Genomic DNA, 26,460 nt, shown 5'->3' on the forward strand with positions numbered 1-26,460 from the left:
CGGAAGGCTAGGGGACGGCATTGGCGCTAGGTGACTTCTTCGCGCGGCTGACCGGTCGCAAGGAGGAGCCCGAGCCTGCCCCGGTCCCCAGGCCGCCGACGAACGACGACCTGCTGGCGGCGCTGGTTCGCGTCGAGCAGCTGGTCGCCGGCGGCGCCGTACCGGCCGTCGTCGCGTCGCGGGTCGCCCGGGTGGTCCGCGTCGTTCGGGAGACCATCCCGCGGCTCGGGAACCTGGGCGGCAGCCTGCAGGCGTACTCCGTGATGGCGACGGCGACCGACTACCTGCCGGAGGCGATCGGCGGGTACCTGCGGCTGCCGCGGCAGTGGGCCGACACGCGTCCGGTGGACCGCGGCAAGACGTCGCTGATGATCCTGATCGACCAGTTGGACCTTTTGGCCGCGACGATGGACAAAGTCTTCGACGCGGTGAACCGCGCCGACGCGGCGGCGCTGATCGCCCACGGCAGGTTCCTGCAGGAGAAGTTCGGCACCGGCTCCACCGGCGGAGGCTTGGCACTCGGCCCGACCGGGTCGACCCCGCCGCCCGACCTGGGACCGGCGGGACCACTGGCACCACCACCTGGACGAGGAGGGTCATGAGCGGCGCGGGGGGCAAGTCTCTGCAGCAGGCGTTGTCCGAGCTGCTCGTGGTCGCCGGCCGCGCCGGTGTCGCGGACGACCGAGCCCGGTCGGAGGCGCTCGCCCTGGCGGCGGCACTGGCCGAGTCGGCACCCGGTGCACCCGCCGACTGGGGCAAGGCGTTCGAGGGCGCGACGACACAGGCCTTCTTCGACGCCGCGGTCCGTGGCCGTCGCTGGCGGGGCGCTCCGACGGCTGTCCTCACCGAGCTGATCGCCAACGGTTCCGCGGAGAAGGCGGCGTACGCCGAGGCGCTCGCGGAGGTCGCGTCCGCGGCTTGCACGCTGGGCGAACCCACCATGCGGGTAGTAGGCAACGCGTCGGTGGCAGCCGCAGCCCAGCTCCAAGCTGCAGGTGCCCGTCCGCTCCAGGTTGCTTCGACCCCGCAGCCGAAGACGCAGGAAGCACCACAAGAAGAAGCAGCGGTAGAGGAAGAGCCTGCGAAGACGGTTGAGGAGCTGCTGGCTGAGCTGGATGAGCTGACAGGGCTGGCTCGGGTCAAGCGGGAGGTGCACCGGCAGGTCGCCGTACTGCGGGTCGAGAAGCTGCGGACCGAGGCCGGTCTGAAGAGCCCAACGATCACGCGGCACCTGGTGTTCGTGGGGAATCCGGGCACCGGGAAGACGACCGTCGCGCGGCTGGTGAGCGGGATCTACAAGGCGCTCGGCCTGCTGTCGAAGGGGCAGCTGGTCGAGGTCGACCGCTCCGAGCTCGTCGCCGGATACCTCGGGCAGACCGCGACGAAGACCGCCGAGGTGGTCGCTTCCGCGGCGGGCGGCGTGCTGTTCATCGACGAGGCGTACAGCCTGACCGCGGGCGACCTGGGCGCCGACCAGTACGGGCGGGAAGCCGTCGACACGCTGGTCAAGGAGATGGAGGACCGGCGCGACGACCTGGTCGTGATCGTTGCCGGATACCCCGAGCCGATGGAGGCGTTCATCGCCGCGAACCCCGGGCTGGCCAGCCGGTTCCGGACCACGATCGAGTTCGAGAACTACAGCGACGACGAACTCACCGACATCCTCACCGGGCTCGCCGAGGCCGCGGACTACGAGCTGGTCCCGGAGGCGGTGGACAAGTTCCGCGAGGTGCTTGCGACGACCGCGCGGGACAGCTCGTTCGGCAACGGCCGGTTCGCGCGCAACGTGCTGGAGGCCGCGATCGGCCGGCACGCGTGGCGGCTCCGCGACGTACCGGCACCCACGACGGACCAACTGCGTCAGATCCTCGCCGAAGATCTGACCGAAGCCCCCGTTACGTCCGAAGAAGCGGTGGCACCTCTCGCCACTTCTTCGGACGCAACGGAGATCGAGCAAGGAGAACAGGCGTGACCCAGACGCAGAGTGCGCCGCCCGCGACCGTGCCGGCGGCCCCGCCGCCGGGCGCGTCGCAGCCGGCGCCGAACGCCAGGACCGCCAATCCGCGCGGCGCCGTCGCGCAGTGGTTCGAAGGTACGCCGGGCCGGATGCGCGCGTTCCTGATCCTGGCCGCCGCGATGAGCGTGGTGTTCGGGCTCGCCGCCGCGCAAGGCTTCAGCCAGTCCGAAGGCGCCCTCGACCGCGCCCAGGCGAACACCGCCCAACTGGTCCGCATCCAGGCGATCCACACCAACCTGGTGAGCGCGAACGCCGATGCCACCAACGCGTTCCTGGTCGGCGGTCTCGAACCGCCCGACCAGCGCGCGCACTTCGTCAACTCGCTCGCCGCGGCCGCCGGGCTGATCGCCGAGGCCGCGACCGCGCAGCCCGCGGACCGCGACGTACTGGGCGCGCTGAACAAGACGCTGATCACGTACGGCGGCCTCATCGAGCAGGCCCGCGCCAACAACCGCCAGGGCCTCCCGATCGGTTCGCAGTACCTGAAGGACGCGAACTCGGTGCTGCAGGACGACTCGCTGCCGCTGGTGAAAGCACTGGTCGAGGCGAACGAGAAGCGGGTCGACACCGAGTTCGACGGCATCGGCAAGGGCACCATCTGGGTCCTCGCCGGCGGCCTGCTGAGCCTGGTGATCTTCGCGATCACGCTCCGCTGGCTGGCCCGCCGTACGCACCGCTACCTCAACGTCCCGATCGCCGCCGGCGCCGCCATCGTCCTGCTGACCACCGTCATCGGCGGGGTCGCACTGGCCGGCGCGTCGAGCTCCGCGAAGGACACGCGCAGTGCCGAGTACGACCGCACCCTGGCGCTGTCCCGGGCCCGGATCGCGGCGTACGACGCACGCTCGAACGAGAGCCTGACCTTGATCGCGCGGGGCTCCGGCGACGCGTTCGACAAGGCGTACACGGCGGCGGCCGCCCAGGTGGACGAGCAGCTGGGCAAGGTCGGGGGCAGCGGCGGCAACCTGCAGCGGCTGTGGACCGCGTACAAGAACGTGCACACCAAGGTGCGGACGGCCGACGGCACGGAGGGCAACTGGGACGGCGCCGTCGCGATGGCCGTCGGCAAGAACACGGCCGACAACTCGGTCGCGACGTTCAGCGCCTTCGACGCCTCGTCCAACCAGCAGCTGACGCGGACGAGTACCGCCGTGCAGAGCGAACTGAAGGATGCGCGCGACGGCCTCCCGCCGATCGGCTGGCTCGGCATACCGATCGGCATCCTGGCCGCGCTACTGGTCGCCTGGGGCATGTCGCAGCGTCTGGAGGAGTACCGATGAAGAAACTGATCCCACTGGCCGCCGCCACCGCCCTCCTCCTCACCGCCTGCGGCAACGGCAACTACGCCGCCACCCAGATCCCGGCGAAGGAAACGCCGCCGACCACGTCGACGACTCCCGCGGCGCCCAGGCCGTGCGCGGACGGCCAGAGTGCTCTGGCGTCGTACGCACCGGACGCCGAGACCCCTGCACCGGGCGGCGCGATGCCGGCTGGCTCGTGGATGGCGAAGATCAAGGAACGCGGCCGGCTGATCGCAGGCGTGTCCGCGGACAGCTTCAACCTGGGCTATCGCGACCCGATCACCGGAAAGATCCAGGGTTTCGACATCGACATGATCCAGGCCGTTGCCAAAGGCATCTTCCCCGACGCCGACACGAACCCGAACCGGGTCGAGCTGCGGGTGATCTCCAGCCCTGCCCGGATCCCGTCGCTGCGCGACACGAAGAACCCAGTCGACATCGTCGCGCGCAACATGACCATCAACTGCGACCGCTGGAACGACATCGCGTTCTCCGCCGAGTACTACCGCTCCGGCCAGAAGACGCTCGTCCAGAGCGACAACCCGGCCAAGAGCACGGCGGACCTGTCCGGTCAGACGGTCTGCGCACCGGCAGGCTCCACCAGCTTGACGAACCTCAAGGAGAAGAACCCGAAGGTCAAGGCGGTCACGGCCGACACCGACACGGGCTGTCTGGTGATGTTCCAGCAGGGCAAGGCGCAGGGTATCAGCGGTGACGACACGGTACTGGCCGGCGACGTCGCCCAGGATCCGTACGCCAAGGTCCTTCCGGAAAGGTTCAGCGACGAGCCGTACGGTCTGGGCATCTCGCTGACGCACCCGGAGTTCGTCAAGTTCGTGAACGTGGTCCTGCAGCAGATGAAGGACGACGGTCGGTGGAAGACGTCGTACGACAAGTGGTTCGCCCTCGCGCTCGGTAAGGCGCCGGTGCCGCCGGTGGCGGTCTATGGCCGCGTTCCGGTGCACGGATGACCGTTCGTACGCCGATTGTTTCGGCTCCTGCGCCGCCGGGGCGGATGGGGAGCAGTGTTCCTGCTACGGAGCTGCTCTCTTATCTTGGTGCGCTCGGGGAGTGGCGGGATCGGCGGAAGGCGGAGCTGGACGAGCTGGATCAGGCCGCCCTGCACTCGCCCGACGGGGACGCGTTGAGTGCCGACATCGTGCTCAGCATGACGGTCTGGAAGGCGGTCTCGGACCGGTACGAGTTGATCCTGGTCACCTGGGACTCGGGCCGGGTCGGGCAGCAGGAGACCGAGCGGATCTCCACGCTGATCTGGGGCGGCCTGGACGCCGGCGGTGCCGGCGGTTCGCTGGCCGTTTCGTTGCCCGAGGCCTGCAAGTTGTCGGATGCGCTGGCGTCCAGCCTGCGGGCGAAGCTCGCGCTTCAGCCCGGTGACGCCGATCTCGCCGCCCGCCTGCGGCAACTGCGTGCGCAGGTGGAGCGGATCAGCGACCTGGTGAAGCAGGAACCGGCGAACGTCCGCAACGACGCGCTCGCCAAGCACCACGACCTCGATCGCCGGCTCGTCGACCTGACCGACCGCAACAAGCGTGGCGCCGACATCGGCGGCCTGATCGGCCCGCTCGACCAGGATGCCGCGAAGGTCGAACGGGACCTGATCGTCGGCGCCGCTACCCGCAAGGAGCGCGCTGCCGACGTCGCCCGGGCCCGCACAGTACGCAGCGAGCTCGAAGCACAAGGCACGGCTGTGCGCGCGTTGGCGGACAAGGCGGTCGCGACGGTCAGTCCGGCGCCGCATCTCGCCGTACCGGATGTGACTGCGCTCGGGGCGGTGCCGAACACCCCGGCCGAGCTGGCGAAGTACCTGACCCGGCTGGACGCCGTACGGCGGGCGCTCGGTCAGGCGCAGGCGGCGTACGGCGCTGCTCTGCAACGACGTGACGAGCTGGCCCAGCTGCTGGACGCCTATCAGGTGAAGGCGGCAAGTGTTGCCCCGGGCAACGAAGATCTCGCCGAGCTGTACCGGCGCGGCCGAGCGGTGATCGAGACCGAGCCGGTGGAACTGGCTCGTCTCGGCGCACTGGTAGCGGCCTACCAGGCCTACCTGGAAGGGACGAAATGACGACCAACACCGCCTGCACCCAGCCGGGCTGTACCGGCTCCATCGTGGACGGGTACTGCGACGTCTGCGGCTCCCCCGCCGCGCCGAGCGCCCAACCATCCACCGCGGCCCCGGCCACCGGCAAGTGCACCCAGCCGGGCTGCACCGGGACGTATGTCGACGGGTACTGCGACGTGTGCGGCTCGCCCGCCCCGGACGGCGGTACGGCGGCCAGTGGCGAGCCGGACGCGCTCAGTACGGTGTCGACCGTCTCCCGCGCCTCCAACCGGCTGGCCTCCACGCCGCTCGGCTCGGCGCGGGCGCAACAGGCCGGCTCGAAGCTGACCCGCAAGCTCGGTACGTCGTCGACCCGGCTGCGCGGCGCGCGGCTCGGTGCCGGGCTGACCCATGTGCCGACGATCCCGGCGATCGACGCGAGCAAGGCGATCCTGGCCAACCCGATGGTCCCGGAGGAGCGCCGGAACTGCCCGAACTGCGGCCACGCGGTCGGGCGCGCCCGCAACGGTCAGCCGGGCCGGACCGAGGGGTTCTGCCCGAACTGCCGCAACCGGTTCTCGTTCTCGCCGAAGCTGCAGGACGGTGACCTGGTCGGCGGGCAGTACCTGGTCCGCGGCTGCCTGGCGCACGGCGGCTTCGGCTGGATCTACCTGGCCCAGGACCAGAACGTGTCCAACCGCTGGGTGGTCCTGAAGGGCCTGCTGAACTCCGAGGACCCGGACGCGGTCGCGGCCGCGATCGCCGAGCAGCAGTTCCTGGCCCGGGTCGAGCACCCGCTGATCGTCGAGATCTACAACTTCGTCACCCACGACGGCGCCGGCTACATCGTCATGGAGTACGTCGGCGGCACCTCGCTGAAGACCCTGCTCAAGCAGCGGATGGCCGCCAACAACGGCCAGTACGACGCGCTGCCGATCGACCAGGCGATCGCGTACCTGCTGGAGATCCTGCCGGCGTTCTCGTACCTGCACGACCTCGGGCTGGTGTACTGCGACTTCAAGCCGGACAACATCATCCAGGTCGGTGACGCGGTCAAGCTGATCGACCTCGGCGGTGTCCGGCGGATCGACGACCTGGACTCGGCGATCTACGGCACAGTCGGCTTCCAGGCGCCCGAGGTGGCCGAGGTCGGCCCGTCGATCGCCTCCGACATCTACACCCTCGGCCGGACGCTGTGCGTGCTGGCGATGGAGTTCCGCGGCTACCAGAGCCGGTACGTCGACGCGCTGCCGCCGGTGGCCGACGTACCGCTCTTCCAGAAGTACGACTCGGTGTACCGTCTGCTGGCCAAGGCGTGCGCTAAGGACCCCGCGGACCGGTTCCAGTCCGCGGACGAGTTCCGCGTGCAGCTCCTCGGCGTACTGCGGGAGGTCGTGGCGGACAAGCAGGGCGTCAAGGCGGCCCAGCACTCGGCGTCGTCGCTCCTGTTCGGTACGCCGGGCGACAGGTCCGCCGGTCTGGGCGAGGCGGCCCTGCCGTGGCAGCAGCTGCCGTCGCTGGCGCCGGACGACAGCGACAAGATGGCCGGCTGGCTCAAGACGGTCAGTGTGCCGGACCCGGCCGAGCGTCTGGACCTGCTGGTCAACGCGCCGGAGCAGTCGCCGCAGACCCTGCTCGAGGTCGCTGAGGCTGCACTTGAGGTCGGACCGGAGCGCTACGACATGGTCGACACCGCTGTCGCTGACCTGCTCAACGCGGACCCGTGGGAGTGGCGAGCCGTCTGGATGGCCGGACTGGTCGCCCTGGCGCGTGGCGACTCCAAGGCCGCGCAGTCCGCGTTCAACGCCGTCTACGGCCAGGTGCCGGGTGAGCTGGCGCCCAAGCTCGCGCTGGCGATCTCCTGCGAGCACAGCGGCGAGTTCGACGTTGCCGAGGGCCTCTACCTCACCTGCGCGCGCACCGACGCCAACTACATCGCCCCGTCGGCGTTCGGCCTGACCAACATCAGGACCTCGCGCAACGACCTGGACGGCGCACTCAACGCACTCGAACTCGTACCGCCGACCAGCGGCGCGTACGTGCGGGCTCGTCGCCAGCGAGCCGGTGTGCTGGCAGGATCGGGGCGTGGCCTTCCCGCGCTCGCCCAGGCGATGGACAGCATCGCGACGCTGACCATCGACCCGGTCGACCGGGCCAACCTGGCCGCGAACGTGTTCCGGACCGCGCTCGCCGAGGTCCAGCAGTCCGGTCCGCAGGAAGCTCTGCGGATCGACGGACGGGCAGCCACCGAGACCTCCCTGCGGGACGGGCTCGAGGCCACCTACCGGCTGCTGGCCGACCAGGCGCAGACCCGGCCGGAACGGATCGCCCTGGTCGACCAGGCCAACGAGGTTCGAGGATGGACGTTGCGATGACGAGTACGACCGACACGGTCTGCCCCAGCTGCGGCGGGGCGGTGTCCCAGGCGGACCTGTTCTGCGAGGCCTGCGGCGCCGAGCTGAAGCCGGGGACCGCCCCGACCTCACCGGCGCTGGACACCGACACCGAGCCGACCGTGGAGATCGGCGCAGTGCCCGGTCCGGAGGCTGCTCCTGCCGGCCCGTGCAGGTCGTGCGGCGGCACCGTCGGCGCGGACGGGTACTGCGAGACCTGCGGCACCAAGGCTGCCAAGCCGCGCGACCACTTCGAGGAGCAGCCCGCTCCGTGGGTGGCCGGGGTGTGCGACCGCGGCATCCGGCACAGCCGGAACGAGGACGCGATGGCCATCGCCGCCGACGCCGAGCCGGGCAGCCGGGCGCTGCTGGTGGTGTGCGACGGCGTCAGCTCGTCACTCGACTCCGACGTCGCCTCGCTGGCAGCCGCCCGGGCAGCGCGTGAGGTACTCGAGGCCGGTCGCGCGCAGGGCCTCGGCACCGACTCGTCACGGGCGAGCGCGACCGCGGCCCGGCTCAAGGCGGCGGCCGACGCGGCGAGTGACGCCGTACTCGACAACACCAGTCCGGACAGCCCGAACCCGGCGTCCTGCACGTTCGTCGCGGCCGTCCTGGAGGACGGTCTGCTGGTGGCGGGCAGTGTCGGCGACAGCCGCGCGTACTGGTTCCCGGACGCAGGCGAGCCGGTCGCACTGACCGTCGACGACTCGTGGGCCGCCGAGCTGATCGCCACCGGGGTCTCACGCGAGGAGGCCGAGTCCGGTCCGCACGCACACGCGATCACCCGCTGGCTGGGTAAGGACGCGCCGGACCACACGCCACGGACCACCACGCAGCAGGTGAGCGGTCCGGGCTGGCTGCTGGTCTGCTCGGACGGCCTCTGGAACTACTGCTCCGAGGCGGCACCGCTGGCCGACCTCGTACGTCAGACAGCTGCGGACAAGGGCGGCGAACCGCTGGCCACCGCGTCCGCCCTGGTTGACTGGGCCAACGCCCAGGGCGGTCAGGACAACATCACCGTCGCGCTCGCACGCATTTAAGGGAGAGGGACCCGAGATGGCCGACTTCACCGCCTCCGTTTACCAGAACGAGTTCCTGCCGGACGGCGGGACCGACGTGCACGCCATCGTCACGGTGAACTGCACCGGTGCCGGCGCCGCAGGACAGTCCGGCAGCGGCGACGCGGGCGAGATCATCATCGTCGACACCTCCGGCTCGATGGGTCGCGACGGTGTCCAGGCGGCGGCGTACGCCGCGCAGACCGCACTCGACCAGATCCTCGACGGTGTCTGGTTCGCGGTGATCTCCGGCAACGACCGCGCGCAGCTGGCGTTCCCGCCGTCCGCGGAGCCGGTGATGGTCAAGATGGACCCGTACACCCGGCAGGCCGCCAAGGACGCCGTGTCCCGGTTCTACGCCGACGGCGGGACCGCGATGGGCACCTGGCTGCGGCTCGCGTCGCGGGTCTTCGCCACCGTGCCGTCGCTGACGCAGAAGCACGCGCTCCTGCTGACCGACGGCGAGAACCAGCACGAGACTCCCGAGGTGCTGACACAGACGATCGAGGCGGTCACCGGCCAGTTCCAGTGCGATGCCCGTGGCGTCGGCGTGGCCTGGCAGGTCGACGAGGTACGGCGGATCGCGCAGGCGCTGCTCGGCACCGTCGACATCATCCCGGCACCGAACCAGCTGGCCGAGGAGTTCGCCAAGATCATCCAGAACGCGATGAGCCGTGGTGTCGCGCAGGCCGATCTGCGCGTCTGGGCACCGCAGGGCGCCGAGGTGCTGTTCGTCCGGCAGGTCGCGCCGACGGTCGAGGACCTGACGTCGCGGCGTACGGCGATCAACCCGTTGACGGGGTCGTACCCGACCGGCTCCTGGGGCGACGAGTCCCGCGACTACCACGTGGCGATCCGGCTGGCCGCGAAGGCGGTCGGGCAGGAGCAGCTCGCTGCGCGGGTGCAGCTGGTGATCGGCGCCGACACGGTCGCGCAGGGCCTGGTAAAGGCGCTGTGGTCCGCGGACGAGGCGCTCACCACCCGGATCAACCCGGAGGTCGCGCACTACACCGGGCAGACCGAGCTGGCGCAGGCGATCCAGGACGGTCTGGCCGCCAAGGCGGTCGGCGACACGGCGACCGCGACCACGAAGCTCGGCCGCGCGGTGCAGCTCGCCGCGCAGACCGGCAACGAAGAGGCGACCACGCGGCTGCGGAAGGTTGTCGAGATCGACGACCAGGATACGGGTACGGTGCGGCTGAAGCGGACGGTCGAGAAAGCCGACGAGATGGCCCTCGACACGGCCTCCACCAAGACCACCCGGGTGCGGAAATGACCGTGAACTGTCCCAGCGGACACCCCTCCACCTCCACCGACTACTGCGACGTCTGCGGCCTCCCGATCCCCGCAGACGCCGGCGCTGCCGCCGGCGCAGCTGCTCCCGCGGCCGGCGCTACGCCGGGTCCTGGGCCGGGCGCCGGCTCTGCCGGCTCCTCCGCAGGCACGTCAGACCCTGCGGCGCCCGCTGCACCGTCGGTGCAAACGTGCCCGAACTGCTCGGAGCCTGCCGCCCCCGACGCGCTGTTCTGCGAGAGCTGCGGCTACGACTTCACCACCGGCACCATGCCGCGGCCGGCCTCGTCACTCGACCTGTCCTCCGGTCCCGCTCCCGCGACGCCACCACCGACCCCGTCGGCACCGGCCGCGTTGGCCGAGTGGGTCGTCGAGCGCTGGGTCGACCCGGACTGGTACGCCGTACAGCAGAGCGACGACCCGTGTCCGTCACCGGGGCTGCCGACCGTGATCCCGCTGACCGAGAAGAGCCTGCTGATCGGCCGGCCGTCCCGTAGCCGCGGGATCTCGCCGGAGATCGACTGCGGCGACGACACCGGCGTGAGCCGCCGCCAGGCCCAGCTGACCACCGACGGCCAGCGCTGGTGGGTGGAGGACCTGCAGTCCTCCAACGGCACGTACGTCGCCTCTGCCGCCGGACCGCTCCCGGAGACTCCGATCATCCCGGGCCAGCGCCAGGAGCTGAACCCGGACGACCGTGTGTACGTCGGCGCCTGGACCCGCCTCGTGGTCCGCAAGGCAACCCCGGAAGAGCAGGCCGGACAGGCCTAGCCGGGCTGGGTCTGTTGGGTCCAGCCCGGTAGCGGGTTGAAGCACAGCCATTCGATCACGGCCGAGCCCACCACGATCGGGAGCGCCCACGCCCACCACTGGTGCGGCAGGGAGACGACGGCGATCGCGGTCCACAGTGCGACCCAGCCGCCGCCGTACCCGCGCAGGACACCGCGGTACCAGAGCCCGCCCGGTGCCTCGGCGGCGCGCTGGCCGACGTACACGAACAGGTACGACGCGATCGTGATCGGCCAGAAGTACCAGAGCCGGCCCCAGTCGTACGGGACCATGACCAGCGCGGTCAGGCAGACCAGCGCGATCGCCCAGTGGTAGATCTCGCCGGCCCAGTTCAGCCCGCGGCGGCGCAGCGTGAGCACGATCGCCACCGGGCCGAACACGACCGCGACGACACCGGCCAGGACATGCAGGATCAGGGCGATGTCACGCATCGCCCCGCTCCCCCAGAACTCTCTGACATGTCAGGGAGCATAGGGATTCGGGGCGTGCGCGTCTCTACCTCACGCCTCAGTTCTCCGGGAAGGCCAGCACCCGGCGGACCGCGAACTTCCGGTACCCCTGACGCTCGAAACTCTTCGCCATCGGGACGTTGCCGAAGTCCGTGTCGGCCCGGATCTGCTCGGCGCCGGTCTCCGCCAACTGATGCGTGAGGTCGGCCAGCAGGTCGTTGATCAGCCCGCGGCCGCGGTGCTCCGGCACGACGCCGAGGTACCCGACGACCGGCCCGCCCGCGTTCGCCGACGGCACATGGAACCCGATCAGCTCCCCATCACCGTCGTACGCCAGCCGCCACCAGTCCCGGTCGCCCGGCATCGACTTGTACATCGCCACCTCTTCGCGGGCCGCCTCCACGGCGCCGAGGCGCGCGATCTCCCGCGCGGTGGCGGCGTCCAGGCTGCCCTCGCTGACCCGCACGAACACGTCGACGAAGGCCTCGTCATCGGCCGGCTCGAACTTCAGCCGGGTGGACCGCTCCGGCAGCCCGTACTCCGGCTTCCACTCGTAGCGCAGCCGATCGGTGATGCCGGTCAGCCCGACCGCCGCGGCCGCCTCGCTCCGCGACTGCAGTGCGGTCACGACCTCGGGATCGTCCTGCCAGTCGCTGTCCAGGAAGAAGTGGTACTCCGGCGGATCGGCGTCGGCCGGCCGGGACGCGACGGCGTACTTCAGCAGCTCGGTCCACACCGGGACCGGATCGCCGTCGCCGGCGTAGTACAGGCCGTCGATGCTGTACGGGTGGGGCTCGCCCGGGCCGCCCCACCAGATCACGAGGGCCTGGATCGCGCCGTTCTCCTCGACGACCCAGTTCCACTCGTGCTTGTAGTAGCCGGCGGCAACGTACTCGCGGTACCGCTCGAGAGTCACGGTGTTGACGGACTTCTGCTCGATCAGAGCGAAGACGGTGTCGAGGTCGGCCTCGACGGTGTTGCGGATGGTCACAGATCCTCCAGCAGGAGGCGCGCTGCTCCGCTCAGTGCGAGCTGTGCGAGCGGATCGGGCGCGCCGGGAAACAAGTCAGTGTGTTCATCGGTGGCTCCTTCCGCTCCGGGATCTCTCTCGCCGCGCCAGAGCCTAGGTGTCCGACGGGGTCATAGTCCACCTGTTATTCACAGCTGGGATGTACCGGGGCCGTTCCGGGCGGGAAGCCTCCGGGCATGAGAACCCTCATCGCCGCCGCGACCCTCGCTGTCAGCACAGCCCTGGGCCCCACGGCCTACGCCGCCCCACATCCCGCCCCGACCACCATCACGTCTGTCGTGACCGCCCCGGCCGCGATCGACACCTGCGCGCTCAGTTCGTTGCCTCCGGAGGCCTCGGACACCCTCGACCTCATCCACTCCGGCGGACCGTTCCCGTACGACCAGGACGGCACCGTCTTCTCGAACCGGGAGGGCATCCTCCCGGACGAGTCCAGCGGGTACTACCACGAGTACACCGTGATCACGCCAGGCTCCCCCGACCGCGGCGCCCGCCGGCTCGTCGGCGGCGGCGCCATGACCACACCCGAACACGTCTACTACACGAGCGACCACTACAGCTCCTTCTGCGAGGTCGACGAGAACAGCTGATCTGGCTGCGAGTAATGTCGTCGGCACGTTGAGTGATCAGGAGGATCTTCTGCGATGCCGACTCTGCGTCCTACCGTTGCCGGTCTGCTGCTGACCGCCGCGCTCCTCGCCTTCGGCCGGCCCGAACCCGGGCTGGCCGAAGCGACCGGCGACCCGTTGAAGCTCACCACCGGGTTCTACGTCGACCCGGCCTCGCCCGCGGCCGCCTACGTACGGCGGCATCCGGAGGACACCGAGCTCGCGTCGAAGATCGCCGCGCAGGCGTCCGCGCGGTGGGTCGGCGCGTGGAGCGGGGACGTGCAGGCGGGCGTCACGGCGTACATGACCGCGGCGGACAAGGCGGGCAAGCTGCCGGTGCTGGTGACGGACAACCTTCCGGGCCGGCAGTGCGGGATCGGCGGCGGTGCCGCGTCGGACGCGGCGTACCGGACGTGGATCGCGGCGGTGTCGGCCGGGATCGGGACACGGCCTGCGGTGGTGGTTCTCGAGCCGGACGCGCTGGCGCGGCTCGACTGCTACCCGACGTCGGAGTGGGACGCGCGGATAGCGCTGCTGAAGTACGCCGTGGGCGTGCTGGCGGTGAAGAACCCGAATACGTGGACGTACCTCGACGCCGGGAACGTGACGTCCGGTGACGCGAAGGAGATGGCGCGGCGGCTGCGGCTCGCGGATGTCGGCAAGGTCCGCGGGTTCGCGCTGAACACCGCGAACTACTTCACCACCGAACAGTCCGTCACCCGCGGCACCGAGATCCTGCAGGCCCTGGGCGGCGGCTCTCACTTCGTCATCGACACCAGCCGCAACGGCAACGGCTCCGACGGCAGCTCCTGCAACCCACCCGCCCGCAAACTCGGCACACCCCCGGCGCGAACCGCGGCCCCGGTAGACCTCCACCTCTGGCTCCGCACCCCCGGCGAATCCGATGGCCCCTGCGGCCTCACCCCAGACCTCCCCACGCGCACGTTCTCCCCCGTACTGGCCCACCACCTCATCAACGGCACCTAACTGCCAAGAGTCGGGGCAACGCCCGCGCGCCGGGGCCGGTGAACAGGTAATAACCGGTGCACCGCCCCCAGTTCCTGTGCAATGCCCGCAACGCAAGAGGTCCCGGGCTCGGCCCGGGACCTCTTGGTGTAACTACTTCTGGATCAGAAGTCCATGCCGCCCATGTCGGGCGCGCCGCCCGGAGCGGCTGCTGCCTTCTCCGGCTTGTCGGCGATGACGGCCTCGGTGGTGAGGAACAGGGCCGCGATGGACGCCGCGTTCTGCAGCGCCGAGCGCGTCACCTTGGCCGGGTCGATGATGCCGGTCTTGATCAGGTCCATGTACTCACCGGTCGCGGCGTTGAGGCCCCAGCCCGGCTCGAGGTTGCGGACCTTCTCCACCACGACGCCGCCCTCGAGGCCGGCGTTCACGGCGATCTGCTTCAGCGGCGCCTCGACGGCCTTGCGGACGATCTCCGCACCGGTCGCCTCGTCGCCGTCGAGTTCCAGCTTCTCGAACGCGATCACCGACGCCTGCAGCAGCGCGACGCCACCACCGGCGACGATGCCCTCCTCGACGGCTGCCTTCGCGTTGCGAACGGCGTCCTCGATGCGGTGCTTGCGCTCCTTCAGCTCGACCTCGGTGGCCGCGCCGACCTTGATCACCGCAACGCCGCCGGCCAGCTTGGCCAGCCGCTCCTGCAGCTTCTCGCGGTCGTAGTCGGAGTCCGACTTCTCGATCTCGGCGCGGATCTGGTTCACCCGGCCGGTGATCTGGTCGGCGTCGCCCGAGCCCTCGACGATGGTCGTCTCGTCCTTGGTGACGACGATCTTGCGGGCCTGGCCGAGCAGCTCCAGGTCGACGGTGTCGAGCTTGAGGCCGACCTCCTCGGAGATCACCTCGCCGCCGGTGAGGACGGCGATGTCGACCAGCATGGCCTTGCGGCGGTCACCGAAGCCCGGCGCCTTGACGGCGACGGCCTTGAAGGTGCCCTTGATCTTGTTCACGACCAGGGTCGCCAGGGCCTCGCCCTCGACGTCCTCGGCGATGATGGCCAGCGGCTTGCCGGTCTGCATGACCTTCTCCAGCACCGGGACCAGGTCCTTGATGCTGCCGATCTTGCTGTTCACGACCAGGATGTAGGGGTCGTCGAGGACGGCCTCCATCCGGTCCGTGTCGGTCACGAAGTACGGCGAGATGTAGCCCTTGTCGAAGCGCATACCCTCGGTGAGCTCGAGCTCGAGACCGAAGGTGTTGCTCTCCTCGACGGTGATGACACCTTCCTTGCCGACCTTGTCCATCGCCTCGGCGATGATCGAGCCGACCTGGGTGTCCGCGGCCGAGATGGACGCGGTCGCCGCGATCTGCTCGCGGGTCTCGACCGGCTTGGCCAGCGCCAGCAGCTGCTCGCTGACGGCCTCGGTCGCCTTCTCGATGCCCTTCTTCAGGCCCATCGGGTTGGCGCCGGCGGCGACGTTGCGCAGCCCCTCGCGGACGAGGGCCTGGGCCAGCACGGTGGCGGTGGTCGTACCGTCACCCGCGACGTCGTCGGTCTTCTTGGCAACTTCCTTGACGAGCTCGGCCCCGATCTTCTCGTACGGGTCCTCGAGCTCGATCTCCTTGGCGATGGAGACGCCGTCGTTGGTGATCGTGGGGGCGCCCCACTTCTTCTCCAGCACGACGTTGCGGCCCTTCGGGCCGAGCGTCACCTTGACGGCGTCGGCGAGGGTGTTCATTCCCCGCTCGAGGCCGCGGCGCGCCTCTTCATCGAAAGCAATCAGCTTGGGCATTCTCCGCGAGTCCTCCCGCGTCGAGTCTTTGTGGTCCAGCCGGCCCGATGCCCGCGACGGACGGCACCGGCCCGCGACGCTCATGTCCCGCCGCGCTCCAGCACCTCATCGAAGCCGTCTTTCTTGCACACTCCACCGGGCGCGAGCACTTATCACTCTCACCCATGGAGTGCTAACCAAGTATTAGCACTCGACCCAAACGAGTGCAAGCCGGCCCCTAGCCGTCCAGCTGGGCGATCAGGTACTTCGGGGCGGTGAGGCGCCAGGCTTCGGTGACCAGCTCGGTCAGCTCCTCGTCGTCGGCGAGGTCCACCTGGATCAGGATCCAGGCGAAGCGGCCGCCCTCCCAGGACGGCGTGTAGACCTCCGGGTTCTCCGCGACGAGGGCCTCCTGCTCCTCGCGGAGCGCCTTGAGGTGCAGGCGGGTCTGGTCCTCGGACAGGTACGCGAAGCTCTTGTTGCGGACCTTGAAGACCGGCTGGCCCGCCCACCCCTCCTGCTCCTCGGCGCCCGGCAACGCCGCCATCACCTTCACCACCGCCTGGACATCCATACCCAGCACGCTAGGCACCCCCACCGACACTTTCACTTGACAACAGTGACCGTCACGGTCGAGCCGACCGACAGCATCGTGCCGACAGCGGGCGAGACGCCGAGGATGGTGCCGGCCGGAGCGTTGGGCGACTGCACCCGCTTGTACTGCGCCTTCAGTCCTGCGGCCGCGAGCAGAGGCAGGTAGTCGGCCACGAGCGGGCCTGTCGGCGGGCCGGCCCCCATCCAGTAGCTGGGCACCCCGGACTGGTCGGGCACGATCCGGATCTGGCCGAGCATCCGCTCGACCTCCTCGGCGCTCGTCGACGAGTCCGCCTGGAACCACAACTTGAGCGACGGAATGCTCACGATGCCGCCACAGTTCGGTGTGTTGGCCTTGGGGTACTTGGACATGACGCAGGTCGTCCGCTGCCGCTCTGCGCGCACGCCGTCGATCTCGAATGTCTCATCGGCGTGGAAGTCGCCTCTCGGTCTCCCGTAGTACAAGCCCACGCTCTCGACCCCGGCGGGGCGAAAGGCCAGGCAGAAGAGCACAGTGGTCGGGTCATCGAGCAGGACCGTGTCCTGCTGCGGTGTACCACATCTGCTCTTGTTGATCGGCCAGGCCGCGGGGACGGCGATGGCGGCGTGGCCGAAGCCGATCAGCCGGGTCGCGGGGGCGACCGGGGTTGGCGTCGGGGACGGTGACGTCACGGGGGCGGTCTGGTCGTGGGAGGTCAGCAGGGTGCTCCCGCCGATCACCGCCGCCACAGCGACCGCAGCGGTGGCTGTGAGTCCCGCCGTACGGCGGCGGCGTCGGCGGGTCGCGCCGGCGTGGAGGGCGTCCAGCGGAGGCGGTCCAACGGGAGTCTGGTCGGCGGTACGTGCCAGGAGGTCTGTCAGGTCGGTCATCGGGGTTCTCGCAGTTCTGCCAGGTGTGGGTCCTGCGCCAGGGCCTTCACCGCTCGGGACAGTCGGCTCTTGACGGTGCCGGCGGCGACGCCCAGTACGGAAGCCATCTGCTGCTCGCTCAGGTGTGCGTAGTACCGCAGTACGACGGCTGTGCGCTGGTCGCCCGGCAAGCGGTCGAGTGCGCGCATCACGGCGTCCGTGTCGTCGACACCTGCCGTCTGGTCGCCGCCCGGGGACTCCGGGAGCGATGCGGACGGCAACTCGCCGTGCCAGCGACGTCTGCGGGAGGAGCGGAAGCAGTTGACCAGTACGCGGTGCACGTACGCGTCACGGTCCTCCGCGACCCGTACCCGGTTCCACTTGACCAGGCAGCGCTCCAACGCCGACTGGACGAGGTCTTCAGCCTCGGACGGCGTACAGCCAAGCAAAACCGCGGACCGCACCAGCGTCGGCCAGCGTGCGGTGACGTACTCAGTGAACTCGTCCATACCCCTCCTCACCCTTAGAGACAGGCTGGGGGACGCGGTGGGTTCCACGAAAGTCGTCGGGGTCGGCTCAGGGGTCGGTCGGTACCGATCCGGATGTGGTGGAAGGCGTCCGGACGGGAGAGTAGAGCCATGACGAACTCCAACGCACCGTTCCAGAACCTGTCCGGCAAGGTCCTCCGCCGGTCCGCGAACCAGAAGATGCTGTCCGGCGTTTCCGGCGGTATCGCCGAGTACCTGAACGTCGACGTCACCCTGGTCCGCCTCGGCTGGGTCGGCCTCACCCTGATCACCGGCGGCGCCGCACTGATCGGCTACGCGGTCGCCTGGATCGTGATCCCCGAGTCCGACGGCAAGGCGGTCTGGCAGAACGTGCAGCAGTCGGTCAACCAGAACCAGGACACGACCGAGCAGGACATCGCTTCCCGCCTCTACGACGACACCAACAACAAGCCCCCGGCGGCGTGAGCACGACTGCGCCCGCAGGAGGCGCAGAGCCCCAGGCGGGGTGACGAGTACTCGCCACCCCGCCACCGCGCTGCCACACTGCCGTAGTGCAGCGCACCGACGAGATCTCCAACTGCCCCGAGTGCGGGCACCAGATCAGGGTTGACCGGCGCTACGTCACCTGGTGTGACAAGTGCGATTGGAACGTCGACCCGACCCCCAACGAGGACCGGACACCGCCCTGGCGGCTTCGGCTCGAGCAGCGGCTCGCCGAAGCGCTCTACCGTGAACTGGAGACCGGGCACGTCCGCCGCCCCGGCTGGGACGCCGCCAGGATCAGTGCGCACGTCCTGTCCGCTCTGATCCTCGTGCTACCGCTGCTGGCCCTCTTGGTCGGCATCGCCCTGCTTGTCTTCTACCGGCCGCTGTGGCTCAGCGCACTGCTCGCGCTGCTCGCCTTCGCGGTGGTGTTCCTGCTACGTCCACGCGCCGCGAGCCTGCCGGAGGACGTGCACCCGGTGCCACGCGACCAGGCCCCCACCCTGTACGCCGTACTCGACGAACTCGCCGACACCATCGGCACCCGGAGAGTGGCAGCCGTCGTCGTCAACACAGACGCGAACCTCTGGTACCAGCAGATCGGCTGGCGCTTTCACCCGGTCGTCTGCATCGGGCTGCCGCTCTGGGCAGGACTGCGGCCACAGGAACGGATCGCCATCCTGGCGCACGAGCTCGGCCACGGCCGGCACGGCGACGCCAGGAGTGGCTGGCTGGTCAGCGCTGCCTGGTCCGTTCTGCAAGAACTGAACGCCACGTTCAGTGAGCAGTACGGCGACCGGGTCAGGCGAGAACACGGGTACGACGACTACACCGGTGCCACGATGGTCAGCCGGATGCTCAACGCCACCATCGGCACCCTGGTGCGCGGGGTCGCCTGGCTGCTCGAGCGGCTCCAACTGCGCGGCGACCAGCGAGCGGAGTACCTCGCGGATCGTCAGGCGGGCGAGATCGCGGGTTCCGAGGCGACCGCCCAGGCGCTCGAACGGCTGGGGTTGGCCGACGCGTCGTACCGTGCCATGGAGCGCGCCCTTCGCTTCCCGACCGAGATCGACCCGCTGGAGGCGGTCCGGCGAGAGGTGAGCGAGGTCCCGGCACGGGAGATCGAGCGCCAGCTGCGGGTCAGCCGCCTCCGGGAGGCCCGTACCGACGCGACGCATCCCCCGACGTACCTCCGCACGAAGCTGATCCGCACCCGCCCCGCCACCACGGCTCGTCTGGTTCTGGGGATCGACCGCAACCGCGTCATCGACCAGGAGCTCCAGCCGACAGCCGCCAAGGCACTGGCCGAGCTAGGCGCCTCTCTTTAGACGTTCACAGCCGGTGTGCGGAGTGCGGCGACTGCCTGGTCCGGGTGGTCAGCGAAGATGCCTTGGAGGCCCAGGGCGGCGAAGCGGGTCAGTTCGGTGGGGAAGTCGGTGGCGGTCGGGAGGAAGCGGCGTTCGGCGCGGAACGTCCAGACCTGGACGTTCAGGCCGGCGCGGTGGGCGTGGTCGACCAGGCGGGTGGGTTCGCCGAGGCAACCGTCCGCGGTGCGTGGCAGGACCAGGTCCTTGGACGGCGCCAGCACCTGCGCGTACGTCGCGATCTCCCGGAGGCCACGCGGCTCGATCAGCTCGGCGTACGTGCGCCCGTCGCCGGTCCGTAGGAAGTCGTTCGGTGCGCTCTCGGAGTCGATCAGCTGCACCAGCGGCACCCGTGTCATCACCGACAGCCGCCGCAGGCTCGTCGGCTCGAACGACTGGATCATGATCTCGTCCGGACGCAGCCCGAGCGCCAGGATCCGCTCGGTGAGCAGCTCCTCGAGCGGCAGGCCGAGCCGCCGGAAGTACGTCGGGTGCTTGATCTCCGGCAGCACCCCGATCGGCCGTCCCAGCCGCACCGACTCCCGGCGCGCCAGCGCGACCACCTCGTCGAAGCTGGGGATCTCCTCCAGCCCGTCGTACGCCGTGTTGTTCGCCCGGAGCGCGGGCATCCGCTCCCGGGCCCGCAGCGTCCGGAGCTCCGCGAACGTGAAGTCCTCGACGAACCAGCCGGTGACCGCGGTCCCGTCGACGATCTTGGTGATCCTCCGGTCCGCGAACACCGGGTGCTCCGCGACGTCCGTCGTACCGGAGATCTCGTTCTCGTGCCGGCAGACCAGGACGCCGTCGAGAGTGGCGACCAGGTCGGGTTCCAGATAGTCCGCGCCCTGCAACGCCGCCAGCCGGTAGGCCGCCGGCGTGTGTTCCGGGCGGTAGCCACTCGCTCCCCGATGCGCGATCACCAACATGGATCCAGGACAGGGGCCGGACATGACCCGGTGGGAACCCGTTGCCCAACGCAAGGTGAAGGTCTACCGACCGTCACCGTCACCGCGTGTGCTTGGCCCCCGGCAGCAGATTGGCGGCCAATAGATACTGCGCAACGCAGTACGTCGCCATCACCAGATAGTCGCGTGCTGCGAAGTCATGTCCGGCCAGGCCCGCGCCGATGAGCCCGTCCGAGATCAGGAACAGTGCACCGCCCAGTCCGGCCTGCCAGCCGTTCCACCCACTGGTGACAGCCGTCGCGGTGACCAGCAGCGAGTACGCCGCCACCGGGATCCGGTTGTCCCCCAGACCGGGCCACAGCAGCACCAGTGCGCCGGCCCAGACCACGCCGTACGCCGCCAGCACGACCAGCGACCGTCGGCGGGCTCTGCGTGCGAACAGCACCGCGTAGCAGACATGTGCCACGCCGAACGCCAGCATGCCCGGTAGCAGCTGATCGATCTGCAGCAGGAAGTCACCGGCGAGTGAGGCGCCCAGTGCGACCAGCAACGTGACCGGACCGCCGTTCAGCCGCGCCCAGACGGCCAGCGTCGGCATCAGCAGCACCTTGGTGATCGCCTGGGACCAGGTCTCGCCGATCCCGATCGTGACCAGATGCGCCACCGTCAGTATGCCGTACGCGAGCAGCCAGCCCTGTCCCCTCGTCATGCCCTAGATGGTGCCGGTCGGAGGGTCCACAGGTGCGAGTAATTCGCATGCGGCTGTCGGAGGCGGCACCTAGCCTGAGAAGGCTATGAGACAACTGCCGCTCGCCGATCCCGGCGTCCCGAATCATCGATCGCCGGCCCGCTACCTGTGGTGGGTCGCGGGCGGTCAAGCGCGCACGCTCGCGGGCGGGATGGCGTTCGGCATCCTGTGGATGGCGGCGCAGGCGTTCATCCCGGCGATCCTCGGGCGAGCGATCGACGAGGGCATCGCGGCCCGCGACGGCGAGCGCCTGCTGTACTGGACGGCGCTGCTGTTCGCGGTCGGCGTGGTGCAGGCGACGGCGGGCATCATGCGGCACCGGTTCGCGGTCACCAACTGGCTGACCGCGGCGTACCGGACGGTCCAGGTGGTCACGCGGAAGTCGGCCGACCTCGGCGCGACCCTGCCCAAGCAGCTGGCCACCGGCGAGGTGGTCAGCATCGGCGCGGGCGACCTGTCCTACATCGGGAACCTGATGGAGATCTCGGCCCGGTTCGCCGGCGCGATCGTCGCGTTCGTAGTGGTCGCGTCGATCCTGCTGTCGTCCTCGACCGTGCTCGGTCTGGTGGTACTCATCGGCGTACCGATCATGCTGTTCTGCCTCGGTCCGATGCTGCGGCCGCTGCACAAGCGGCAGTCCGCGCAGCGCGAGGCGGTCGGTGAGCTGAACTCGCTGGGCTCGGACATCGTGGCCGGCCTGCGGGTGCTGCGCGGGATCGGCGGCGAGGAGTCGTTCTCCCAGCGCTACCGGAGCGAGTCACAGCAGGTGCGGAAGGCCGGCGTACGCGTGGCCGGCATCCAGTCGGTGCTGGACGCGGCCCAGGTGCTGCTGCCTGGCGTCTTCGTCGTGCTGGTGGTCGGCCTGGGTGCGCACTTCGCCCTGCGCGGTGACCTCAGTGCCGGCTCGCTGGTCGCGTTCTACGGATATGCGACGTTCCTGGTGCTGCCACTGCGGACGGCGACCGAGTTCGCGAACCAGCTGATGCGCGGACTGGTCGCAGCGGGCCGGGTCATCCGGGTGCTGAAGCTGGAGACCGACGTCACCGACCCGGAGACTCCGGTGCGGCTTCCGGACCACGGCGACCTGGTCGATCCGGTCTCGGGCGTCCGCGCCCGCGACGGACTGCTCACCGCGGTCGTCTCCGCGGAGCCGGACACCTACGACAAGCTCGCAGACCGCCTAGGTCGGTACGACGAGGCCAGCGAGGTCAGGTACGGCGGTGTGACGCTGGCCAGCGCTACGCGGGCAGACGTTCGCGAGCGCATCCTGGTGAGCGACACGGGCTCCCAGCTGTTCACCGGTGTGTTGCGCACGGAGCTGGACCCAGCAGGTCGCCGTACGGACGACGAGCTGAGGGCAGCGCTGCGTACGGCGTCTGCGGACGACGTACTCGTCGCGCTACCGGACGGGCTCGACTCCGAGGTGGAAGAGAAGGGCCGCTCGTTCTCCGGTGGACAGCGTCAGCGGCTGGTCCTCGTCCGCGCCTTGCTCGCCGACCCGTCGGTGCTGGTCCTGGTCGAGCCGACCTCGGCCGTGGACGCGCACACCGAGGCGCGGATCGCGGACCGGCTGCGCGACCACCGGTCCGGCCGCAGCACCGTCGTACTGACCGCGAGCCCACTGCTGCTGGACCGCGTCGACGAGGTGATCTTCGTCGCCGCCGGCCGAGTCGTTGCCACCGGCAAGCACCGCGAGCTGCTCGAGAGCACTCCGCTGTACCGCAGGACCGTGACCCGCCAGACCGAAGAAGAGGAGGCCCTCCGATGAGGCAGATCCTGCCCGTGGCCGGGCCGGCCGAGATCCGGCGGCACGCGCGACGGCTGGCCCGGCGGCACCCGCGGGCGCTGTTGATCGCGCTCGGGCTGCATGGGCTCGCGGCAGTCAGCGGACTCGCGGCCCCGCGGCTGATCGGCAGCCTGGTGGAGGACGTGCAGCACGGCACGACCGCCGCCAAGGTCAACGTGGTGATCATCGTGATCGCCGGCTTCATCGTCGCGCAGTCGCTGCTGACCCGTTGGGCGCGGTACCGGTCGTTCGCGCTGGGCGAGCAGGTGCTGGCCGAGCTGCGTGAGGAGTTCGTCGACAACGCGCTCGCGCTCCCGATCGGCACGGTCGAGCGGGCCGGTACCGGCGACCTGCTGTCGCGGACGTCGCGCGACGTCGACACGCTGTCCCGGACGGTGCGGTTCGCCGTACCGGAGACGATCATCGCGTTCGTGACCGTGATCTTCACCGTGGTCGCGACGGCGCTGGTGGGTGTCTGGGTCCTGGTGCCACTGGCCGCGATGGTCCCCCTGCTGTGGCTGAGCACGAAGTGGTACCTGCGGCGTGCAAAGGACGGGTACCTGCGCGAGAACGCGGCGTACGCGCAGATGACCAGCTCGCTCGCGGAGACGGTCGAAGGCGCGCGGACGGTTGAGGCGCTGCGGCGGTACGACGATCGCGTGCGGCGCGGTGATGTCGACATCCGAGGGAGCTACCTGGCTGAGCGGTACACGCTGTTCCTGCGGACCGTGTACTTCCCGGCCGCCGAGCTCGGGTACCTCGTGCCGGTGGTCGGCACACTGCTGTTCGGCGGCTGGATGCACCTCAACGGGCATGCCTCGCTCGGCGCCGTGACGGCCGCCGTGCTGTACGTGAACCAGCTGATCGACCCAGTCGACCGGTTGCTGTCCTGGCTGGACGAGCTCCAGTCCGGCGGCGCCGCGTTCGCGCGACTGCTCGGTATCAGCGACGTACCGGACGACCGGACGCCGTCGGGGCGGGAGCCTTCCGGTGAGCTCGTCGAGGCGCGTGACGTGCGGTTCTCGTACGTCGAGGGTCGCGACGTACTGCACGGCGTCGACCTGACGATCCAGCCGGGCGAGCGGATCGCGATGGTCGGGCCGTCCGGTGCGGGCAAATCGACGCTGGGGCGGTTGGTCGCGGGTATCCACCCGCCGCGGACCGGTTCGGTGACGGTCGGCGGGGTGGGCATGACGGAGCTGCCGCTGGACGAGCTGCGCAAACAGGTCGCCCTGGTCACGCAGGAGCACCACGTCTTCGTCGGAACGCTGCGGGACAACCTCTCGATGGCGCGTCCTTCTGCAACGGATGCGGAGCTGCTCGACGCGCTCGGTGCAGTGGACGCGCGCGAGTGGGCCGTGGCGCTGCCGGACGGGCTCGACACTCGGGTCGGTTCCGGACAGCTGGCGTTGACGCCGGCCCAGGCGCAGCAGCTGGCTCTGGCACGGCTGGTGCTCGCCGACCCGCACACGCTGGTCCTCGACGAGGCAACCTCGCTGATCGACCCGCGGGCCGCACGACACATGGAGCGCTCACTGGCCGCCGTACTGGAAGGCCGAACAGTCATAGCCATCGCCCACCGCCTCTACACCGCCCACGACGCCGACCGCGTCGCAGTGGTGGAGGACGGCCGCATCTCGGAGCTCGGCAGTCACGACGAACTGGTCGCCCGCGAAGGCTCGTACGCCGCCTTGTGGAACTCCTGGCACGGCTGACCCCGCAAGATCACCTCTGACCTTGCGGGGGCCGCCCCTTCTAACGTTTGCGCAGTAGCAGGACTGCTGAGTCGACATGCGGCGGTGGGGTGAAAGCCTTGCGGGGAAGGCGAAGACCGATGGACGGGTCGTAGTGGCGGAACCACCGATTGGCTCCGGGCGCGTCACCGCGAACCCACCGATTCGCCACCTGCCGCTGCAGCACCAGATCCGCCGACACCAGGCGTGAACCCGGCGACAGCAAACGCTTCAGCAACAGAGTGGAGATGTTGTACGGCGGACTGGACACCACCCGGAACGGCCGCGACGGCAGTCGCAGATCACCGGCATCGGCCCGGACGACCGTCACCGGCGCGTCCGCGAACCGCCGGCGCAACCGATCGGCACGACCTGGATGGAGTTCGACGGCGACCACCCGGGCGCCGGCCCGGACCAGCGGCGCGGTCAGCGCGCCGAGTCCGGCCCCGACGTCGAGGACGAGCTCACCGGGAGTGATCCCGGCCGCGTCCACAACCCGTTGGGCCCAACGGCTATCGAGCGGATGCCATCCCCAGGCACCCCTCGCCTGCCCGGAGGCGGGCACGACGGACCATCACGAAGTACGTAATCATGCGCCGACCCTAAACCGCCGCGACACCTTGACTCAAAGCATTTTCGGCGTCGCACCCAGTGCCGTCACGGTCTCCGTCGTACGGCGCTGCGCCAGCTCGAGCCGACTGTGCCGGGCGGTGTCCTTCGCGAGTTCCCGCCGTACATCGAGAACTCGGACCGGCAGGTCGTCGATCATCAGCAGCGGCGCGTACTCGGCCTCGGTCTGCCAGCCGTTTCCGTTGCGGATGAAGGTGAAGCGGGTCAGCAGTCCTTCGGCCTTGCGGCTCGCAGGTTCCCGGTGCGCGGCGACCAGGTTCCCGTGCCCGTAGGCGATCCACTTGCCGTCGATCTCCTGCATCGGCTGCACGACGTGCGCATGGTGGCCGATCACCAGGTCGATGTTGCTATCGGCAAGCAGTTGCGGACCGATCTCGCGCTGCTGGTCGTTGAGCTTGTTCGAGTACTCCGTACCCCAGTGGCAGCTGACCAGCACCAGCTCGGCGCCGCGGTCGCGGGCCTCCTGGGCCTTCAGCTTGATCGTCTTCGCGCTGATGGTGCCGGCCCGCCAGGTCTCGCCGTTCGGGTACGGCAGCCCGTTGAACCCGAACGTGAAACTGAGCGACGCGACCTTCACTCCCCCGACGTCGACGATCGTGATCTGCTCGGCCTCGGCCCGCGACCGCGCCGTACCGGCGTGCTTCAGCCCGACCCTGTCCAGCGTGTCGAGGGTCCGGTCGACGCCGGCCGCGCCGCCGTCGAAGCTGTGGTTGCTCGCGGTCGTGCAGAGGTCGTAGCCGGTCTGCTTGAGCGCGGTGGCAATCTGCGGCGGGCCCTGGAAGAGCGGGTACCCGTGGTACGGCCCGCCTGCACGGGCCAGCGGTGTCTCCAGGTGCGCGATCGCGAGATCCGCCTTCTGGACAAGGGGTTTCACGCTGCTCATCAGCGGCGCGAAGTCCCAGCGGCCGTCTTTGCCGTCGCGCCTCGCGGTGGTCCAGAGCCGCTCGTGCAGCAGTACGTCGCCCGTCGCGACCACGGTCAGCCGCTCCGGCTGCTTTCCCGGCCCCGATGCCGGGGTCTTCGTGGGCTTGCCACCGGCCGTGTTCGGGCTGATCTCGTCGGCGCATCCGGTTGCCGCCACCGCGACTCCGGCGAGTAGGCCTCCGAGCACTGCACGTCGTCGTACC

Annotated in this window: 25 protein-coding genes; 15 read left to right on the forward strand and 10 right to left on the reverse strand. The window is 69.8% G+C overall.

The window, feature by feature from the left end; genetic code table 11:
* The first annotated feature begins 20 nt into the window (after positions 1–20).
* Genes E0H50_RS09200 through E0H50_RS09240 form a run of 9 tightly spaced genes read left to right on the forward strand, consistent with a single transcriptional unit; the run spans position 21 to position 10,892 of the window.
* On the forward strand, positions 21–602 hold the full coding sequence (locus E0H50_RS09200; RefSeq protein ID WP_131286207.1) for a hypothetical protein: 582 nt from the start codon (positions 21–23) through the stop codon (positions 600–602).
* Positions 599–1,972, forward strand: a complete 1,374-nt coding sequence (locus tag E0H50_RS09205; protein ID WP_131286208.1) for an AAA family ATPase — start codon at positions 599–601, stop codon at positions 1,970–1,972. The genes E0H50_RS09200 and E0H50_RS09205 overlap by 4 nt, the downstream gene beginning before the upstream one ends.
* Positions 1,969–3,297, forward strand: coding sequence for a hypothetical protein (locus E0H50_RS09210; RefSeq protein WP_131286209.1), 1,329 nt, complete (start codon positions 1,969–1,971; stop codon positions 3,295–3,297). Before E0H50_RS09205 ends, E0H50_RS09210 begins: the two co-directional genes overlap by 4 nt.
* A complete protein-coding gene (locus tag E0H50_RS09215) occupies positions 3,294–4,289 on the forward strand; it encodes a glutamate ABC transporter substrate-binding protein (RefSeq protein ID WP_131286210.1) in 996 nt (331 codons plus the stop codon). The genes E0H50_RS09210 and E0H50_RS09215 overlap by 4 nt, the downstream gene beginning before the upstream one ends.
* On the forward strand, positions 4,286–5,401 hold the full coding sequence (locus tag E0H50_RS09220; protein WP_131286211.1) for a hypothetical protein: 1,116 nt from the start codon (positions 4,286–4,288) through the stop codon (positions 5,399–5,401). The genes E0H50_RS09215 and E0H50_RS09220 overlap by 4 nt, the downstream gene beginning before the upstream one ends.
* On the forward strand, positions 5,398–7,752 hold the full coding sequence (locus tag E0H50_RS09225) for a serine/threonine-protein kinase (RefSeq protein WP_131286212.1): 2,355 nt from the start codon (positions 5,398–5,400) through the stop codon (positions 7,750–7,752). The genes E0H50_RS09220 and E0H50_RS09225 overlap by 4 nt, the downstream gene beginning before the upstream one ends.
* Positions 7,737–8,810, forward strand: a complete 1,074-nt coding sequence (locus tag E0H50_RS09230; protein ID WP_131286213.1) for a PP2C family protein-serine/threonine phosphatase — start codon at positions 7,737–7,739, stop codon at positions 8,808–8,810. The genes E0H50_RS09225 and E0H50_RS09230 overlap by 16 nt, the downstream gene beginning before the upstream one ends.
* 16 nt (positions 8,811–8,826) lie before the next feature.
* Entirely contained in the window at positions 8,827–10,104 is a 1,278-nt protein-coding gene (locus E0H50_RS09235; RefSeq protein ID WP_131286214.1) for a vWA domain-containing protein, read from the forward strand.
* Entirely contained in the window at positions 10,101–10,892 is a 792-nt protein-coding gene (locus tag E0H50_RS09240) for an FHA domain-containing protein (RefSeq protein WP_131286215.1), read from the forward strand. Before E0H50_RS09235 ends, E0H50_RS09240 begins: the two co-directional genes overlap by 4 nt.
* Here E0H50_RS09240 and E0H50_RS09245 read toward each other — a convergent pair.
* Both E0H50_RS09245 and E0H50_RS09250 read right to left on the reverse strand, forming a co-directional pair.
* A complete protein-coding gene (locus tag E0H50_RS09245; protein ID WP_131286216.1) occupies positions 10,889–11,341 on the reverse strand; it encodes a hypothetical protein in 453 nt (150 codons plus the stop codon). The two genes, E0H50_RS09240 and E0H50_RS09245, sit on opposite strands and share 4 nt — an antisense overlap.
* 76 nt (positions 11,342–11,417) lie before the next feature.
* A complete protein-coding gene (locus tag E0H50_RS09250; RefSeq protein WP_131286217.1) occupies positions 11,418–12,350 on the reverse strand; it encodes a GNAT family N-acetyltransferase in 933 nt (310 codons plus the stop codon).
* 215 nt (positions 12,351–12,565) lie between these two features.
* Between E0H50_RS09250 and E0H50_RS09255 the strand changes: the two genes are divergently transcribed.
* Together E0H50_RS09255 and E0H50_RS09260 are read left to right on the forward strand one after the other, a co-directional pair.
* Positions 12,566–12,979 carry a guanyl-specific ribonuclease gene (locus E0H50_RS09255; protein ID WP_131286218.1) on the forward strand — a complete coding sequence of 138 codons (414 nt, stop codon included), beginning with the start codon at positions 12,566–12,568 and terminating at the stop codon, positions 12,977–12,979.
* 54 nt (positions 12,980–13,033) lie between these two features.
* Positions 13,034–13,984, forward strand: coding sequence for a glycoside hydrolase family 6 protein (locus E0H50_RS09260; protein WP_131286219.1), 951 nt, complete (start codon positions 13,034–13,036; stop codon positions 13,982–13,984).
* Positions 13,985–14,127: 143 nt separating this feature from the next.
* Here the strand turns inward: E0H50_RS09260 and groL are convergent, their stop codons facing one another.
* The 4 genes from groL to E0H50_RS09280 form a co-directional block, all read right to left on the reverse strand.
* Positions 14,128–15,753, reverse strand: coding sequence for a chaperonin GroEL (groL, locus tag E0H50_RS09265; protein WP_131286220.1), 1,626 nt, complete (start codon positions 15,751–15,753; stop codon positions 14,128–14,130).
* A gap of 217 nt (positions 15,754–15,970) precedes the next feature.
* Positions 15,971–16,306, reverse strand: coding sequence for an MmcQ/YjbR family DNA-binding protein (locus E0H50_RS09270; protein WP_131286221.1), 336 nt, complete (start codon positions 16,304–16,306; stop codon positions 15,971–15,973).
* Between the two features lie 32 nt (positions 16,307–16,338).
* The gene (locus E0H50_RS09275) at positions 16,339–17,196 is read right to left on the reverse strand and encodes a PASTA domain-containing protein (RefSeq protein ID WP_131286222.1); all 858 of its coding nucleotides are present in this window, start codon (positions 17,194–17,196) and stop codon (positions 16,339–16,341) included.
* Positions 17,193–17,684 carry a SigE family RNA polymerase sigma factor gene (locus E0H50_RS09280; RefSeq protein WP_131286223.1) on the reverse strand — a complete coding sequence of 164 codons (492 nt, stop codon included), beginning with the start codon at positions 17,682–17,684 and terminating at the stop codon, positions 17,193–17,195. Before E0H50_RS09280 ends, E0H50_RS09275 begins: the two co-directional genes overlap by 4 nt.
* Positions 17,685–17,813: 129 nt before the next feature.
* Between E0H50_RS09280 and E0H50_RS09285 the strand changes: the two genes are divergently transcribed.
* On the forward strand, positions 17,814–18,149 hold the full coding sequence (locus E0H50_RS09285; RefSeq protein WP_202868076.1) for a PspC domain-containing protein: 336 nt from the start codon (positions 17,814–17,816) through the stop codon (positions 18,147–18,149).
* Positions 18,150–18,235: 86 nt separating this feature from the next.
* Entirely contained in the window at positions 18,236–19,495 is a 1,260-nt protein-coding gene (locus E0H50_RS09290; protein WP_131286224.1) for a M48 family metalloprotease, read from the forward strand.
* Here the strand turns inward: E0H50_RS09290 and E0H50_RS09295 are convergent.
* Both E0H50_RS09295 and E0H50_RS09300 read right to left on the reverse strand, forming a co-directional pair.
* Positions 19,492–20,457, reverse strand: a complete 966-nt coding sequence (locus E0H50_RS09295; protein WP_131286225.1) for a glycerophosphodiester phosphodiesterase — start codon at positions 20,455–20,457, stop codon at positions 19,492–19,494. The genes E0H50_RS09290 and E0H50_RS09295 overlap by 4 nt on opposite strands.
* A 79-nt stretch (positions 20,458–20,536) precedes the next feature.
* Positions 20,537–21,145 carry a lysoplasmalogenase gene (locus E0H50_RS09300; protein ID WP_131286226.1) on the reverse strand — a complete coding sequence of 203 codons (609 nt, stop codon included), beginning with the start codon at positions 21,143–21,145 and terminating at the stop codon, positions 20,537–20,539.
* An 85-nt stretch (positions 21,146–21,230) separates the two neighbouring features.
* Here E0H50_RS09300 and E0H50_RS09305 point away from each other — a divergent pair, with 85 nt between their 5' ends.
* Together E0H50_RS09305 and E0H50_RS09310 are read left to right on the forward strand one after the other, a co-directional pair.
* On the forward strand, positions 21,231–22,952 hold the full coding sequence (locus tag E0H50_RS09305) for an ABC transporter ATP-binding protein (RefSeq protein ID WP_131286227.1): 1,722 nt from the start codon (positions 21,231–21,233) through the stop codon (positions 22,950–22,952).
* Positions 22,949–24,685 (forward strand): ABC transporter ATP-binding protein, encoded by a 1,737-nt coding sequence (locus E0H50_RS09310; RefSeq protein WP_131286228.1) that lies wholly within the window; start codon positions 22,949–22,951, stop codon positions 24,683–24,685. Before E0H50_RS09305 ends, E0H50_RS09310 begins: the two co-directional genes overlap by 4 nt.
* Before the next feature lie 40 nt (positions 24,686–24,725).
* Here the strand turns inward: E0H50_RS09310 and E0H50_RS09315 are convergent, their stop codons facing one another.
* Positions 24,726–25,268, reverse strand: coding sequence for a 23S rRNA (adenine(2058)-N(6))-methyltransferase Erm(C) (locus E0H50_RS09315; RefSeq protein ID WP_131286229.1), 543 nt, complete (start codon positions 25,266–25,268; stop codon positions 24,726–24,728).
* Between the two features lie 60 nt (positions 25,269–25,328).
* The gene (locus tag E0H50_RS09320) at positions 25,329–26,414 is read right to left on the reverse strand and encodes a CapA family protein (RefSeq protein WP_238150863.1); all 1,086 of its coding nucleotides are present in this window, start codon (positions 26,412–26,414) and stop codon (positions 25,329–25,331) included.
* Positions 26,415–26,460 lie beyond the last annotated feature (46 nt).

This window comes from Kribbella sindirgiensis (assembly GCF_004331435.1).
GTDB classification, from domain to species: Bacteria; Actinomycetota; Actinomycetes; order Propionibacteriales; family Kribbellaceae; genus Kribbella; species Kribbella sindirgiensis.